The sequence below is a fragment of the Paenirhodobacter sp. genome, from assembly GCF_041916475.1.
Classification (GTDB): domain Bacteria; phylum Pseudomonadota; class Alphaproteobacteria; order Rhodobacterales; family Rhodobacteraceae; genus Rhodobacter.
The window spans coordinates 1-14,802 of sequence record NZ_JAYRZN010000016.1; the positions used below are offsets into that span (position 1 = coordinate 1).

The window sequence follows — 14,802 nt, forward strand, 5'->3', positions numbered from 1 at the left end:
CCTCGCCCACCAGCACAACCGCCAGACCGGGCACCACGCCACGCGCCTTCAGAGCCGCAACATGCGCCCCCACACGCCCGCGAACACCCGCCGCAAAAGCCTTCCCGTCAATAATCGCCGCGCTCATCCACGCTCTCCCTTGCCCAGAACGATTTCCTCACGGGCGATCGACCATTCGACCATCCGGCGCCAAATCTCTTCCACAAGATCGGGATCGAGGCTCTGCGCAAACGCGGCATTCCGGGCATTCTCCACGACTTCCTCCACCCGCGCATCGATCCGCGCGGGCCACCCGAGTGCGGGTTTCAGCGCGATCGCCCGGTCGATCAGCCGCGCACGATGGGCCATCAGCTCAATCAGCTGCCGGTCGGTCCGGTCGATCTCCGCCCGCAATTCGGTCATGTCGGGAATGGTGGATGGGTCCCGCATCGGCCTCGCCCCTGATTGACACCTGTGCCCGTATTGCAGCTTCCGCGGCGCGGCTCAACCCCGGGCATCCGCGAGATGCGCCCAGGGCCGCTGCCCCGGCACATGCAGGCGCAGGATTTGCCCGAGCCGCAGCTGGCCCGGACGCTCGACCCAAACGGTGACCCCGCGCCGCCCCTGCGCGGCGGGCTTGTAGCGCGCCCCGGTGCCCGGATGGATGCCTTCGATCACGCGCCCGGGCAGAACACAGGCCTGGTTCTCCATATCGACGACCAGCGTCGCGCCATCAGGCCCCTGCAACCGCGACGACGGCGGCAAATGGGTCAGATCGGGCAGCCCCCGCAGCACGACCGACGCGCCCACCCATTCCGGCGCCAGCTGCGAGATCCGCATCGCGAAAGCGGTTTCGGCCAGCTCTTCCTCTGACAGCACCGACAGCTGCCGGACATTGGCGATCTCGGTTCCCTTCGGATGCTGCTGCGCGACACGGCTGCAGCTCGGCCGGGTCAGGCCCGAATGCGCTTCGCCCACTGCCCCGCCGAAAGCCAGATCGAGGCTCGGTACCGGCTCCGAGGCGAGCCCGCCCCCCACCGGCACCCGCCCGAGAAATACCACCTCGCCGCGGAACTGCGTGGGCGTCAGCGCCGGCATCAGCGCACCCTCAGTACGAAGAACAGCCGCCGGAACGGGAACAGCACGCTGCCATCGGCCTCCGCCGGATAGGCGACATGCAGCGCCGCCTCATAGCGCGCGATCAGCTGCGCCAGCTCCTGCGCCGAGAGTTTCTCCGCGAAGGGGCGCATCGTGGTCGATTCCGTGAAAAGCCGCACCGGATGGCCGTCGCGCGCGGCGGGCAGGCGCTGAATATATTCGGTGGTCCAGATATCCGCCTGCCCGAGCGGCGCAAGCAGGCGGGCATAGTCCATCGGCCCCGCCACGGGCGGCACCCAGCCGGTAAAATCGAACCGGTCCGGGAACATTTCGGCCGCGAAATCGCGCAGGAACCGATGCGAAGGCGCCCCGCTCTGGACCGGCATCTGAACGGCGAGGGTGCCCCCCGGCGCCAGGAGCCTCGCCAGCCGCGGCAGGAGCCCGGCATGGTCCCCCACCCATTGCAGCGCGGCATTGGAGAAGATCAGCGCCGAGGGCTTGCCCGGATCCCAACTGCGGATATCGGCGAGATCGCAGCGGCGATAGGCGCCGGTCGCCGCGGCACGGGCGATCATCGCGGGAGAAGCATCGACGCCCACCAGCTTCTTGTCGGGCCAGCGGGCGGCGAGGGCGGCGGCGGCCGCACCCGAGCCGCAGCCCAGGTCGATCACCTTGCCATGCGGGAGCGCCCCGACCCGCGCGATCAGATCCAGCGCGGGGCGCAGCCGCAGGTCCTGAAAGCGGTCATAGGCGTCCGGGTTCCAGTCCTGCGTCATCTTCGCCTCAGGCCGAGGGTTTCGGCGCGGTATCGCCCTTCGGCGCAGGCTTGGTCTTGGGCAGCGCGGTCACCGAGGGCAGATTGCCGGAGGGCGGCTCGTCGCCATGGTCACCCTGGATCGGCTCGCCCGCCATGACCTTGCGGATCTCGTCCCCGGTCAGGGTCTCGTATTCCAGCAGGCCCTGCGCCAGGCGCTCCCATTCCTCGTGGTTTTCCATGAGGATCCGGCGCGCGTCCTGATAGCCGGTCTCGATCAGCTCGCGCACCTCTTCCTCGATCAGCTCCTTGGTCTTGGTCGAGACGGAGAAGCCGCCGGTATTGCCCTGATAGCCCTCATGCGCCTCGGAATAGTCGATGTTGCCGACCTTGTCGGACATGCCCCACCGCATCACCATCGCCCGCGCGATCGCCGAAGCCTGCATGATGTCGCCGGCCGGGCCGTTCGACACATGCTCCTCGCCCCATTTCAGGATTTCGGCCGCCTTGCCCGCCATGGTCATGGCGATCTTTTCCTTGGCTTCGTCCTTATGGTAGTTCAGCCGGTCCATTTCCGGCAGGCTGACCACCATGCCGAGAGCCTGACCGCGGGGGATGATCGTAGCCTTGTAGACCGGGTCGCATTTCGGCAGTTTCAGCCCGACCACGGCATGTCCCGCCTCGTGATAGGCGGTCATTTCCTTCTGCTCGGGCGTCAGCACCATGGACCGGCGCTCCACCCCCATCATCACCTTGTCCTTGGCGTTCTCGAAATCTTCCATCGTCACGAAGCGCCGCCCGACGCGCGCAGCCATCAGCGCCGCTTCGTTGACAAGGTTCGCGAGATCCGCGCCGGAAAACCCTGGCGTGCCGCGCGCAATCACGCGCAGGTCCACATCCGGCCCCACCGGCACCTTGCGGGCATGCACGGTCAGGATCTTCTCACGGCCCTTGATATCCGGGTTCGGCACATGGATCTGCCGGTCGAACCGGCCGGGGCGCAGCAGCGCCGGGTCCAGCACGTCGCGCCGGTTGGTCGCGGCGATGATGATGATGCCTTCATTGGCCTCGAACCCGTCCATCTCGACCAGAAGCTGGTTCAGCGTCTGTTCGCGCTCATCGTTGCCACCGCCGATGCCGACGCCGCGGGCCCGGCCGACCGCGTCGATTTCATCGATGAACACGATGCAGGGCGCGTTCTTCTTCGCCTGTTCGAACATGTCGCGCACGCGCGACGCGCCGACGCCGACGAACATTTCCACGAAATCGGAGCCCGAGATGGTGAAGAACGGCACCCCCGCCTCGCCCGCAATGGCGCGCGCGAGCAGCGTCTTGCCGGTACCGGGCGGGCCCACGAGCAGCGCGCCCTTCGGGATCTTGCCGCCCAGGCGGCTGAATTTCTGCGGGTTGCGCAGGAATTCGACGATCTCTTCCAGCTCTTCCTTGGCCTCATCGATGCCGGCCACGTCGTCGAACGTCACCCGGCCCTGCTTTTCCGTCAAGAGCTTCGCCTTGGATTTGCCAAAGCCCATGGCGCCGCCCTTACCGCCGCCCTGCATCCGGTTCATGAAGAAGATCCAGATGCCGATCATCACGATGAAGGGCAGCCACACGCCCAGAAGCGACATGAAGCCCGATTGCTGTTGCTTGACCACATTCACGGTCACGCCCTTGCCGATCAGCGTTTCGGCGATCGGGTCGGATTGCGGCTTCACCGTGGCATAGGTCGCGCCGTCGCCGGTCTGATAACGGACATCCTCGCCGTCGATCTGGACCGATTTCACCTCGCCCTTGTCCACGGAGTTGATGAAATCGGAATAGGCCACCTGCCGCGAGTTCATCGAAGTCTGGCCGTCACCGAACAGGTTGAACAGCGCAAGAATCAACAGGAACAACACGGCCCAGAAAGCCAGATTGCGTGCGTTGCCCAAGAGGCACCTCCAGATCAGACCGGGCCGCGGGACGCTGCCCGAGCCTTTCGTGTGAAAATAGGCATTACGGGGCGAGGTTCAACGCCTGAATCCGGCAAAGGCGAAACTGCCGCGGAGGTTGTGCACCTTCCAGCCGCCCGGAAGCCCCGCAAAAGGGGCCGCAAGCAGGCTTTCGCCGCGCCAGATCGCGGGCGACGCCATCACGGCCGCCCGGCTGAGGCCGGCCTCGCGCCAGGCCGGGCATTGGGCGATGGCGGCGCCAAGCGGCGCCACCTCGGCCGCGGGCCCCTCGGTCCGCCAGCCGTCCCAGACCGCGCCGACGGGCAGGCGCAGCCCGGCCACCGCGCGCAATTCGCGGGCAATGATGATCTCCCCCCCCGACAGGCGCAGCCGGCATCCGTGCAGCGTCGCATCGCGCATCTGCCCCAGGAGCCCGGCGAGCTGCGCCGCCCGCGGCGGATAGTCCGCGCAGGCGACCCAGATCAGCGCCGCGTTCACTAGCCTGCGCCGCAATTCCGGATCGAGCGCGGCGAAGGGCGCCGCCGCGATCCGGATCTCGGCCTCCCGCACCGCCACATGCGGCCCGGCCCAATCGCGCAGCATGCGCTCCAGCGCCGCATTCGCCGCCGCCAGATGCCCGGTCACGGCGCCCACCGCCGCGGGCGTCACCCCGGCCGGGCGAAGCCCTGCCATGGCGCGGCGCGCGCGCACCCGGCCGAACCGCGCGTTCTCGTTGCTCGGATCGTCGATCCAGCCGATTCCCCGCTCCCGCAGCCAGCCGCGCAGCGCCCCGCGCTCAACCCCGAGCAGGGGCCTGCACCACATCACCCCTTCGGCCGCGAACCGTGTGCGCATGCCGCTCAGCCCTTCGAGCCCGGCCTCGCGCGCAATCCGCATCAGAAAGGTCTCGGCCTGGTCATCCGCGGTATGGCCGAGCAACACCATGCCAATGCCACGCTCCCGCGCCCAGGCGCCGATCAGGCGCAGGCGCGCGCGGCGCGCGGCATCCATCACATTGCCCCGCGGCGCCTCGGCCCACCGCAGCACTGTATGCGGTACGCCAAGCGCCGCACAGGCCCGCCCCACCGCCGCAGCCTCCGCCGCCGATTCCGGGCGCAGGCCATGATCCACCGTCGCCGCCTCCACCGCGAAGCCCGCAGTCCGCGCCGCATGCAGCAGCGCCACCGAATCGCCGCCCCCCGAGAGCGCAACCCCGACGCGGCGGGGCGCATCGGGGCCAAGGGCTTCGGTCAGGATCGCTCCGAGGTCTACTGGCATCCCTGCTGGCTCAGCGTGGCAGGCACACGGCCCGCGGCCTGGCTGCTCGGGAATCGGGCCGCCACCTCGCGCAAAGTGGTGCAGGATTCGGCCTTCTGCCCGAGCGTGGAGAGCGAACGCCCGAGCTCGAACAGGTTGTCGGCCGCGCGCGGGCCTTCCGGATCGGCCGAGAAGGCGTCGAGCCAGGCCCGCGCAGCACCCGGCACATCGCCTGCCTTGCTGAGCGAATCCCCGGACATATAGGCCGCTTCCGCCGTCAGCGGACCGCCCGGGTAGGTTTGGGCAAAGGTCTTAAAGAGGTCCGCGGCGCCGCGAAAGTCACCTTGACCGAGCACCTCCTTGGCCCGGTCGAAATCTGCTTGCTCGTTCACGGTCAGATCGCCTTTCGGCGCATTGGTCACATTCGGCGCAGGCGCGGTGAGCGCGGAGGCCGTGCTTTTCGGAGCCGCGCCGCCGATCGGCGCCGCATTCCCGACGGAGCCCGGATCGCAGCCCTCTTCCAGCTCGCACACCCGGAATTCCAGGTCGCCGATCCGGTTGGTGCCGTCCTTCACCACACGGTCGATCCGGTTCGACAGATCCTCCGTGCGCGAGGTCAGCCGCGAGATCGAGGCTTCCATCGTATCCATCCGCTGGAGCGCGCTGGCGCCCCCGGCGGCCTGCATGCCCTTAGCGCCCGAAGCCACCAGCTCCGAGCGCAGGGATTGCAACTGCGACGACAGCTGGCCGAGCTCCTTGCGGATATCGGCCAGCGTCTCCTTGTCCTGGGCGAAGGCGGGCGCTGCCAGCGCCAGCGCCATCGCCGCCCCCAGCAGAACCCGCCGCATCGCTTAGCTCCCCGCGCCGAGCGAGATCACCGTGACCGCGCGCCGGTTTTGCGAGAAGCACGATTCCGAGGCGCAGGTCGCGAGCGGGCGTTCCTTGCCGTAGGAGACGGTGCGCAGACGGCTGCCGGAAATGCCCTGCGAGACCAGGTATTCCTGCACCGCGGTCGCGCGGCGGGCGCCAAGCGCGAGGTTGTATTCGCGGGTGCCCTGTTCGTCGGCATGGCCTTCGATGATCGCCGAATATTGCGGATGGCTGTTCAGCCATTGCGCCTGGCCGGAGAGGATCTGGCGTGCCTCGTCGGAGAGCGTGGACTGGTCGACCACGAAGTGGACCATGTCACCCACCTTGGCGTTGAAATAGGCCGGCGAGTTCGGGTCGTTGATATTGCCCATGGCAACGCCGCCCGCGCCGCCCGCGCCATATTGGCCCGAGCCGTAGGCGCCGCCGGGATCGTCCACGCCGTTGCCGTATTTGTCGGGGTTGTTACAGGCCGCGAGGCCGAGGAGTGCCAGCGCCAGTGCTGCCTTGGATGCGAAGTTCATGTCGTTTCCGCCTTTTGTTTCTGCCCTTCGGGGCTGACGTTATCAGATGAAGAATCCGGTGTGAATCAGGGAAGCAGCGGCCCCCAGGACGGGTCCGATGCCCCGCCCGGATTGCCGACCTTCTTCAGGTTGCGCCCGAAGATATCCACGCTGTAGAGCTGCGCGCCGCCGCCGGCGCCCGGCGCCTCGCGGGTGAACATGATCACCCGGCCGTTCGGAGACCAGGTCGGGCCTTCGTCCAGGTAGGAGGCGGTCAGCAGCCGCTCCTCCGAGCCATCCGTGCGCATCACACCGATGAAGAAGCGCCCGCCCGATTGTTTGGTGAAGGCAATCAGATCGCCGCGCGGAGACCAGACCGGCGTGCCGTAGCGGCCATCGCCATAGGAGATGCGCACCGGCTCGCCGCCCGAGGCCGACATGATGTAGATCTGCTGGCCGCCGGAGCGATCGCTCTCGAACACGATGCGCGAGCCATCCGGGCTGAAGGAGGGCGCGGTGTCGATCGCGGGGCTGTTCGTCAGCCGTTGCGGCGAGCCGCCGTTCACGCCCGCCTTGTACAGGTCCGTATTGCCGCTCTGTTCGAGCGAGAACACGATCGAGCCGCCATTCGGCGCGAAGCGCGGCGAAAAGGCCATCGTTCCGGGGGTTTCGGGCAGAAGCTGCCCCGAGGCATTGCCCACGTTCATGAGCTTGATCCGGGGGAAACCTGTCTCGAAGGTGGTGTAGAGCACCCGGTCTCCGGTGGGCGAGAACCGCGGCGCCAGCACGATGGTGGAGCTGTCGGTCAGGTAGTTCACATTGGCGCCGTCATAGTCCATCACGGCGAGCCGCTTCTGGCGCGCGTTCTTCGGCCCGGCTTCGGAGACGAACACCACGCGGCTGTCGAAATAGCCGCCCTCGCCGGTGATCCGGCTATAGATCACATCCGCGACCTTATGCGCCAGCCGACGCCAGTTCGCGGCGGAGCCTGCCAGCTGCTGGCCCGCGCCCAGCTCCTGCCCGGCATAGACGTCGAACAGACGGAACTTCACCACCAGCTTGCCGCCCTGGTTCGACACCCCGCCCACGACCAGCGCCTGCGCGTTGATCGCCTGCCAGTCCTTGAAGCTGACCGGGGTGTTGAAGGAGCCGAATTTCTGGATATAGGCGCCGTCCTGGATCCGCCGGAACAGGCCCGAGCCCTCCAGATCCGAATTGATCACCTTGGTCAGGTTCGCCGCAGCCTCCCCCGCCCCGCCTTCATCGATGAAGACCGGCATGGCATAGGGCATCGGCTCGACCACACCGTCGTCGATCTCGATATGCAGCGGGCCCTGCTGGGCGTGCACCACGCCCGGCCCGATCATCAGCGCCGCGACGGCGGCAAGTGCAAAACGGAACATCACAATATCCCTCTTGGGCTCCGGCCCGTTCTATCCAAAATGCCCCGCAAGCAACATCACAAGGCGTCGAGGTGAAGCGATTTCGCAGGACTGAGTCCTTTGCGTCACTTCATCCTCATCTTGTTCGGGTCGAACACGATCTCGATCTGCTGCCACCAGCCGTATTTCTCCTTCGGCAGCGGGAAGCCATCGGAGCCGCAGCGGATGATCGCGCGCCGCGCCGCCTCGAAGGCCTGCTTCGCCGCCGCATCCGAGCCGCCCGAAGAGCTCGCCATCTTGATCGTTTTCGTGTCCGGCTTGCCGTCCTGGTTCATGTTGACGAGCACCGTCACCGTGGTCCGCATCGCCTCGGAGCTGAGCGCCCCGACGTTCCAGCAGGCCTTCACATCGACGATCAGCGCTTCCTTCTCACCCGCGGTCACCGGCGGGCCGTTCTTGGCGATGCCGAGCCCGCCCGAGCCCGCGCCCTGGCCCTTGCCGGTCCCGGTTTCGGCGCCCATGGCCTCGGCCAGGGCGTCGTTGATGCCCGAGCCGGAGCCCGCCTTCGCCTTGTCCGCCGCGGCCTTCGCGGCAGCAGCCTTGGCGGCCTTGTCGGCGGCAGCCTTGGCATCGGCCGCCGCTTTCGCCTTCGCTGCCTTGTCGGCGGCGGCCTTGGCATCCGCTGCGGCCTTTTCCTTCGCGGCCTTGTCGGCGGCAGCCTTGGCATCGGCCGCAGCCTTCTCCTTCGCCGCCTTCTCCGCCGCCGCGATCTTCAGCTCTTCGGCATTGTCATCCGTCGGCTCCGCGTCGACCGGCTTGTTGGGCCGGTTCTTCGGGCGTTGTTGCGTGCTCGGCGCCGAGGTCTTTTCCGGCTCCTGCTCGGGCTCCGGCGTCGGCTGCGAGGTGGCCTCCGGGCGTGCGGCCGCGTCCTTCGGCTTCTCCACCGGCTCGGGTTTCTTCGCCTCTTCGGTCTTCTCAGGCGGGGTATCGGCCTTCGCGACCTGCGTATCTGGCTCCGGCGCGGGCGCAGGAACCGGCGCCACGCGGGGCGCAGGGCGCTCCTTCGGGCGCGGCGAGAAATCGGGCGAGGCGGTATCCTGCGGCCGCTCCACCGGCGGCAGCATCGAGGGCGGAATTTCCGTTACCTCCGCCTTTGGCGTTGGCGTGGCCACGGCCGACAGGTCGGGCTTCGGCTCCGGCTTCGCGGCGGGCGGCGGCGGGGCCGAGGGCGCGGCCGCGGGCGGCGGCGCCGCTTCGGCCGTAGCCTCCTCCGGAGCCGCCTCGGGCGGCGCGGCTTCGGGCTCGGCCGCGGCAGGTGCGCCGCCAGCCGGGGCCTCGGGTGCGGCCTCGCCCTTGGCAACCGTGTCCTCGCCCCCGGCCGCGGCCTGCAAGGCCTCGAAATCCGCCTGCGAGATCACCGCGACCTCGGTCATTTTCACCGGCTCCGCGGGCTTGGTCGGGAACCATTCACTGCCGACGATCGCCCAGAGGATCACCACGATGTGGAGCCCCGCCGAAACGATATTGCCGGTCTTCTCTGCCCTGTCCATGCTCATGGCGGATCAGTTCCCTTTGGGAGCCTTCCCCGTCAGCTGCGGCCCGCCGGTGTCGGTCACCAGCACGATATTCGTGAAGCCGCCCGCGTTCAGCGCCCCCATCACCTGCACCACATGGGCATATTCGATGCCCCCATCGGCGCGCAGGTAGATCTTGTCGGAGGTCCGCTCGGCCGCAACAGCGCGCAGCTGCTCGACCAGCGCCGCCTCCTCGACCGGGGTATTCATCAGCGACACGGTCCCGTCCTTCTGCAGCGAGATCGTCAGCGGCTCTTCCTGTTCGGTGGGCACGGCCTTGGCCGCGGTCTTCGGCAGCTCCAGCGGCACGCCCACGGTCATCATCGGCGCGGCGACCATGAAGATGATCAGCAGCACCAGCATCACGTCGACCATCGGCGTGACGTTGATCTCCGCCATCACACCATGGCGGCCCTTGCCCCCGCGACGGCGGCGGCCACTGCCCCCGCCCGCCTTCTTCATCACCCCCGCGCCCATCGCTCAGGCGTCCAGCTGGCGCGAAAGGATCGTGGAGAATTCGTCGGCGAAGGCCTCGTAGCCCGCGGTGATCTTGTCCGCATCGCCTGACAGCTTGTTGTAGAAGATGACGGCCGGAATTGCGGCGACAAGACCGATCGCGGTGGCGACGAGCGCCTCCGAAATCCCGGGCGCCACGACCGCGAGCGAGGTGTTCTGCGAGATCGCGATTTCCTCAAAGGCGACCTTGATCCCCCAGACCGTCCCGAACAGGCCGACGAAGGGCGCCGTCGAGCCGACGGTGGCGAGGAAGCTCAGCCCCGAGTTCAGATGCTCGCCCTCCTTGGCGATGGCGATATCCATCGAGCGGTCGATCCGCGCCTGCGCCCCGGCGATCAGCTCGCCATCCTGGCGGTGGCTGCGGCGCCATTCCAGCATGCCGGCAGCAAAGATGCGCTGGCTTGCGCCGGAAGGCGTCGGGCCGATCTGATCGAAAAGCTCATCGAGCGGCTCGCCAGACCAGAAAGCCTGATCGAAGGCCGCACCTTCCGAGCGCGCGGCGCGGAAGGTGATGAACTTCCGGATGATGATCGACCACGACCAGAAGCTGGCGAGGGTCAGCGCGAGCATCACCAGTTTCACGGTGATCGAAGCGCGCAGGAAAAGCGCGAGCAAGGAGAAATCAATCTCCTGCGCATGTGCGAGGGTTTGCTGGTCCATTTAGGTGCCTTGGGCGTTCACTGCTCTGATGAAACCGTCTTCGCGGTTCCTTTACGCCGATTCTATCCGAGGATCAGGGGGAACGCCATAACAACTGCGTCATCACGCGCGGATGAACGCCGCCATGCGGCAGGCACATGCCTGCCACCGGCTCCCAAGGCAGTGTGCGATCAGTGCACGGGCGGCGCAAGACGGTGGCGCACATCCGCGGGCAAACGCGCCGGTGCGCCGGCATCATTGAGGCAAACGAGCGTCACCGTGGCCGCAAACAGCCGCTCGCCATCGCGCAGCACCAGCTGATCCAGCACGATCCGCGCCCCGGTCGCGGAGATCAGCTCCGTCCGGACCTCGAGCGTATCGTCGAATTTCGCCGGGCGCAGGTAATCCGCCTCCACCCGGCGCACGGCAAAAACGATGCCATGGTCGCGCTTCAGTGCCACCTGATCCACGCCAAGCGCGCGCACCCATTCGCTGCGCCCGCGTTCGATGAACTTCAGGTAGTTCGCGTAATAGACGATGCCGGCGAGGTCGGTGTCCTCGTAATAGACGCGGAGGGCGAAGCTGTGGCTCATCCGATCCTCGCGGCCAGGCGGAGAGCATGGCTCGGGTCCTGCGCGCAGGCGGGCAGGACCGGATCGTAGGCTGCGCGGATCAGCCCCGCAATGCCGGGGCGCAGCACCGTGACCCCGCGCATCTGTGCGAGCGGCGGATGCGCATCGAACGCCGCCTCCCCCCAGAGCAGGATCACCTGCGTCGCAAGCGACAGCGCGATCGTCTCGGCCGGGGCCTCGTCCAGCGCGGGATCCATGCGGATGAAGGCGAAGCAGGCGCGGATCGCGCCATCGGCATCGAAGCGGAAGGCGCGGTACTGGTTGGCGCCCTGATCATCGAGCCGGGCGACGATATCCGCGAGGCCGTCGATCAGCTGATCGAGGTTCGGCACCTCCAGCAGCTCCTGCCAGTCGCGGAAGAAGAAGATCATCAGGTTCGCGCCGAGCTCCGGATCCGTCTCGGCCATCTTGTGGCCCGCCAGCGCGACCACCGCTTCCACCGCGCCCTTCACCGTCGCGAGCGTGGCCGCATCCACCCCGAACACCACCGGCACGATCGGCCGCCCCCAACGGGCAAAGAGGTAATCGCCCCCCGCCCGGGTGAACATTCGGGTGACGTCTGCGGGCGTCAGGGTCTCGGTTTCAGTCATGGTCAGCCCCCGGTTTGGCGCCACCCTAGGCGAAAGCGGGGGCGGGGTGAAGCTTACCAAAAGGAAAAAGGGCGCCAGCGTGGCGCCCTTTTACGGCATTGCATGGGCTCTCAGCCGAGGACCGCGTCGCAGCGGGCACAGGTATGCGCGTGCTTGTGGCTGCCGACGTCGGGCAGGATTTTCCAGCAGCGCTCGCATTTCTCGCCATCGGCACGAACGAATACAACCGCAACGCCCGGCACCTCGGCCAGACGGAAGGCATCGGCGGGTGCCGGATCCGTGGTCACCGTGAGATCCGAGGTGATGCACAGATCGGCGAAATCTGCCGCAGCGAGAGCACCGGCCAGAGCCGGATCCTCGACATGGACAACAGGCGCCGCTTCCAGCGAGGCACCGATGACCTTCGCCGTGCGCTGCACTTCGAGGGCCGCGGTGACGGCGCGGCGGGCGCGGCGGATGCCCTCCCATTTCGCGGCCAGGGCGGCATCGCGCCAGGCATCCGGCGTTTCCGCGAAGTCCTGCAGATGCACCGAGCCGTCTTCCGACGGGAACCGGCTGAGCCAGACGTCTTCCATCGTGAACGGCAGGATCGGCGCCAGCCAGGTGGTCAGGCGGTGGAACAGCAGGTCCAGCACCGTGCGCGCGGCACGGCGGCGCAGGCCGCCCGGCGCATCGCAATAGAGCGCGTCCTTGCGCACATCGAACCAGAAGGCGGAAAGATCCACGGTACAGAAGTTGAACAGCGTCTGGAACACGCCCGAGAAATTGAAGCCGCGATAATCCGCGCGAACCTGGGCATCGAGCTCCGCCAGACGGTGCAGGACCCAGCGTTCCAGCTCCGGCATTTCGGCGGGCCTCAGGCGCTCGGCCTCAGTGAAGCCTGCAAGCGCGCCCAGCATGAAGCGCAGCGTATTGCGCAGACGGCGATAGCTGTCGGCGGTGCCCTTCAGGATTTCCGGCCCGATGCGCTGATCGGCGGTGTAATCCGTCTGTGCCACCCACAGGCGCAGGATGTCGGCGCCATATTGCTTGATCACTTCGGCCGGCACGATGGTATTGCCGAGCGACTTGGACATTTTCATGCCCTTCTCGTCCAGCGTGAAGCCATGCGTCACCACGTTGCGATAGGGTGCGCGGCCCTTGGTCGCACAGCCCTGCAGCAGCGAGGAATGGAACCAGCCGCGGTGCTGGTCGGTGCCTTCGAGGTAAACGTCCGCGATGCCGTCCGCGGTGCCATCGGCCCGGTCGCGCAGCACGAAAGCGTGGGTCGATCCGCTGTCGAACCAGACATCGAGCACATCGAACACCTGTTCATAATCCGACGGATCGACGATACCGGAGAGCACACTTTCCTTGAATCCTTGCACATACCAGACATCGGCGCCGTCCCGCTCGAAAGCGGCCTTGATCCGGGCATTCACCTCGGCATTGCGCAGCAGGAAATCCGGATCTGTCGGGCGCGCGCCCTTTTTCGTGAAGCAGGTGAGCGGCACGCCCCAGGCGCGCTGACGGCTCAGCACCCAATCGGGGCGGTTCTCGATCATCGCATGCAGGCGGTTGCGGCCGGAAACAGGGGTGAATTTCACCAGCTCCTCGATCGACTTCAGCGCCCGCTTGCGGATCGTATCGCCATACTCCCCCATACCGTCATGCAGCTCGAAATCGATCGCGGCGAACCATTGCGGCGTGTTGCGATAGATCACCGGCGCCTTCGAGCGCCAGCTGTGCGGATAGCTGTGTTTGATCTTGCCCTTCGCGAGCAGCGCGCCGGCATAGGCCAGCTGCTTGATATTGGAGACATTGGCCGGGCCCTCCTTGCCATTCTGGTCGAGGATCGCCTCGCCCCCGAACAGCGGCAGATCCTTGCGGTAGCTGCCATCCGCCTCGACGTTGTAGGTCATCGGCAGCTTGTATTTCAGGCCCATCTGATAGTCGTCGTCGCCATGCGAGGGCGCGGTGTGCACGAAGCCCGTCCCGGCATCTTCGGTGACGTGATCGCCGGGCAGGAGCGGCACAGCGAAATTCCAGTTGTTGCCATCGTCCTCGGAGCCCTCGACCAGCCCCCTGTACGGATGAGCAAGGACCAGCTCCCCAAGCTCATCAGGAGCCACATCCCGCAAGCGGGTCCAGCCCGCGATTTTTGCCGCGGCCTTCACACTCTCGGCCAGCGCATCGGCGAGGATCAGCACCTCGCCGGCCACGGCGGTGGATTTCTCCTCCACCGCATCCACCCGATAGGCGCCATAGGCAATGCCCGGGCCATAGGCCACAGCGCGGTTCTGCGGGATCGTCCAAGGGGTTGTGGTCCAGATGACGACCGAAGCCCCCTTCAGCAGGCCGCTATTTGTCTCTCGCGAGGCGCCAGGCGCCCCGTCAGGGATGGCCACGACGTTCGACGGGGCCTTTACGACCTTGAACCGAACCCAGATCGTGTGGCTGGTGTGGTCGTGATACTCGACCTCGGCCTCGGCCAGCGCGGTCTTCTCCACCGGGGACCACATCACCGGCTTCGAGCCCTGATAGAGCGTGCCGTTCATCAGGAACTTCATGAATTCCTCGGCGATTACCGCCTCGGCGTGGAAATCCATGGTCAGGTAGGGGTCGTCCCAGTTGCCGGTGACTCCGAGGCGCTTGAATTCCTCGCGCTGGATGTTCACCCAGCTCTCGGCAAAGGCGCGGCATTCCTGGCGGAACGCCACCACATCCACCTCGTCCTTGTTCAGGCCCTTGGCGCGGTATTGCTCCTCGATCTTCCATTCGATCGGCAGGCCGTGGCAATCCCAGCCCGGCACATAGCGGCTGTCATGGCCCATCATCTGATGCGAGCGCACGATGATGTCCTTGATCGTCTTGTTCAGCGCATGGCCGATGTGCAGATGGCCGTTGGCATAGGGCGGGCCGTCGTGCAGCACGAAGGGCGCGCGCGTGGCGCCCCTGGCGCGCAGCTGGCCATAAACGTCGAGCCGCTCCCAGCGGGCGAGCCAGTCGGGCTCGCGCTGCGGCAGGCCCGCGCGCATCGGGAACTCGGTTTCGGGCAGAAATACGGTATCGCGGTAATCGACGGTGGCGTCAGTGCTCAT

General features: G+C 67.0%; 14 protein-coding genes and 1 pseudogene. All 15 read right to left on the reverse strand.

Translation table 11 applies throughout. The features are described from left to right. Positions 1-127, reverse strand: a pseudogene (locus ACOMG5_RS08490) (bifunctional methylenetetrahydrofolate dehydrogenase/methenyltetrahydrofolate cyclohydrolase); the annotation flags it as partial. After that, on the reverse strand, positions 124-429 hold the full coding sequence (locus ACOMG5_RS08495; protein WP_420343364.1) for a chorismate mutase: 306 nt from the start codon (positions 427-429) through the stop codon (positions 124-126). The pseudogene ACOMG5_RS08490 and the gene ACOMG5_RS08495, both read right to left, overlap by 4 nt. A gap of 54 nt (positions 430-483) precedes the next feature. Beyond that, positions 484-1,077 carry an MOSC domain-containing protein gene (locus ACOMG5_RS08500; RefSeq protein WP_420343365.1) on the reverse strand — a complete coding sequence of 198 codons (594 nt, stop codon included), beginning with the start codon at positions 1,075-1,077 and terminating at the stop codon, positions 484-486. Beyond that, positions 1,077-1,853, reverse strand: coding sequence for a methyltransferase domain-containing protein (locus ACOMG5_RS08505; protein ID WP_420343366.1), 777 nt, complete (start codon positions 1,851-1,853; stop codon positions 1,077-1,079). The genes ACOMG5_RS08500 and ACOMG5_RS08505 overlap by 1 nt, the downstream gene beginning before the upstream one ends. Positions 1,854-1,860: 7 nt before the next feature. Further along, positions 1,861-3,762, reverse strand: coding sequence for an ATP-dependent zinc metalloprotease FtsH (gene ftsH, locus ACOMG5_RS08510; protein ID WP_420343367.1), 1,902 nt, complete (start codon positions 3,760-3,762; stop codon positions 1,861-1,863). A gap of 78 nt (positions 3,763-3,840) precedes the next feature. Beyond that, the gene (gene tilS / locus ACOMG5_RS08515) at positions 3,841-5,040 is read right to left on the reverse strand and encodes a tRNA lysidine(34) synthetase TilS (protein ID WP_420343368.1); all 1,200 of its coding nucleotides are present in this window, start codon (positions 5,038-5,040) and stop codon (positions 3,841-3,843) included. Next, complete coding sequence (ybgF, locus tag ACOMG5_RS08520) at positions 5,031-5,867, reverse strand: tol-pal system protein YbgF (protein WP_420343369.1); 837 nt, start codon at positions 5,865-5,867, stop codon at positions 5,031-5,033. The genes tilS and ybgF overlap by 10 nt, the downstream gene beginning before the upstream one ends. A 3-nt stretch (positions 5,868-5,870) precedes the next feature. Beyond that, positions 5,871-6,410 carry a peptidoglycan-associated lipoprotein Pal gene (pal, locus tag ACOMG5_RS08525; RefSeq protein ID WP_420343370.1) on the reverse strand — a complete coding sequence of 180 codons (540 nt, stop codon included), beginning with the start codon at positions 6,408-6,410 and terminating at the stop codon, positions 5,871-5,873. A gap of 65 nt (positions 6,411-6,475) precedes the next feature. After that, entirely contained in the window at positions 6,476-7,792 is a 1,317-nt protein-coding gene (gene tolB, locus ACOMG5_RS08530) for a Tol-Pal system beta propeller repeat protein TolB (RefSeq protein WP_420343371.1), read from the reverse strand. A gap of 104 nt (positions 7,793-7,896) precedes the next feature. After that, positions 7,897-9,321: a cell envelope integrity protein TolA gene (gene tolA / locus ACOMG5_RS08535; RefSeq protein WP_420343372.1), complete on the reverse strand. Its 1,425-nt coding sequence runs from the start codon at positions 9,319-9,321 to the stop codon at positions 7,897-7,899. A gap of 12 nt (positions 9,322-9,333) precedes the next feature. Then, positions 9,334-9,822, reverse strand: coding sequence for an ExbD/TolR family protein (locus tag ACOMG5_RS08540; protein ID WP_420343373.1), 489 nt, complete (start codon positions 9,820-9,822; stop codon positions 9,334-9,336). 3 nt (positions 9,823-9,825) lie between these two features. Further along, entirely contained in the window at positions 9,826-10,521 is a 696-nt protein-coding gene (gene tolQ / locus ACOMG5_RS08545) for a protein TolQ (RefSeq protein WP_420343374.1), read from the reverse strand. Between the two features lie 170 nt (positions 10,522-10,691). Next, positions 10,692-11,093, reverse strand: a complete 402-nt coding sequence (gene ybgC, locus ACOMG5_RS08550) for a tol-pal system-associated acyl-CoA thioesterase (protein WP_420343375.1) — start codon at positions 11,091-11,093, stop codon at positions 10,692-10,694. Next, complete coding sequence (locus ACOMG5_RS08555) at positions 11,090-11,722, reverse strand: hypothetical protein (protein ID WP_420343376.1); 633 nt, start codon at positions 11,720-11,722, stop codon at positions 11,090-11,092. The genes ybgC and ACOMG5_RS08555 overlap by 4 nt, the downstream gene beginning before the upstream one ends. A 110-nt stretch (positions 11,723-11,832) precedes the next feature. After that, positions 11,833-14,802, reverse strand: coding sequence for an isoleucine--tRNA ligase (ileS, locus tag ACOMG5_RS08560; RefSeq protein WP_420343377.1), 2,970 nt, complete (start codon positions 14,800-14,802; stop codon positions 11,833-11,835).

What these genes read in the sequence shown, in the direction of transcription:
- ybgF (WP_420343369.1), bottom strand. Translation starts at nt 5,867, where the DNA reads ATGCGGCGGGTTCTGCTGGGGGCGGCGATGGCGCTGGCGCTGGCAGCG.
- tolA (WP_420343372.1), bottom strand. Translation starts at nt 9,321, where the DNA reads ATGGACAGGGCAGAGAAGACCGGCAATATCGTTTCGGCGGGGCTCCAC.
- ACOMG5_RS08505 (WP_420343366.1), bottom strand. Translation starts at nt 1,853, where the DNA reads ATGACGCAGGACTGGAACCCGGACGCCTATGACCGCTTTCAGGACCTG.
- ybgC (WP_420343375.1), bottom strand. Translation starts at nt 11,093, where the DNA reads ATGAGCCACAGCTTCGCCCTCCGCGTCTATTACGAGGACACCGACCTC.
- ACOMG5_RS08495 (WP_420343364.1), bottom strand. Translation starts at nt 429, where the DNA reads ATGCGGGACCCATCCACCATTCCCGACATGACCGAATTGCGGGCGGAG.
- tilS (WP_420343368.1), bottom strand. Translation starts at nt 5,040, where the DNA reads ATGCCAGTAGACCTCGGAGCGATCCTGACCGAAGCCCTTGGCCCCGAT.
- ACOMG5_RS08500 (WP_420343365.1), bottom strand. Translation starts at nt 1,077, where the DNA reads ATGCCGGCGCTGACGCCCACGCAGTTCCGCGGCGAGGTGGTATTTCTC.
- tolQ (WP_420343374.1), bottom strand. Translation starts at nt 10,521, where the DNA reads ATGGACCAGCAAACCCTCGCACATGCGCAGGAGATTGATTTCTCCTTG.
- tolB (WP_420343371.1), bottom strand. Translation starts at nt 7,792, where the DNA reads ATGTTCCGTTTTGCACTTGCCGCCGTCGCGGCGCTGATGATCGGGCCG.
- pal (WP_420343370.1), bottom strand. Translation starts at nt 6,410, where the DNA reads ATGAACTTCGCATCCAAGGCAGCACTGGCGCTGGCACTCCTCGGCCTC.
- ACOMG5_RS08555 (WP_420343376.1), bottom strand. Translation starts at nt 11,722, where the DNA reads ATGACTGAAACCGAGACCCTGACGCCCGCAGACGTCACCCGAATGTTC.
- ileS (WP_420343377.1), bottom strand. Translation starts at nt 14,802, where the DNA reads ATGAGCACTGACGCCACCGTCGATTACCGCGATACCGTATTTCTGCCC.
- ACOMG5_RS08540 (WP_420343373.1), bottom strand. Translation starts at nt 9,822, where the DNA reads ATGGGCGCGGGGGTGATGAAGAAGGCGGGCGGGGGCAGTGGCCGCCGC.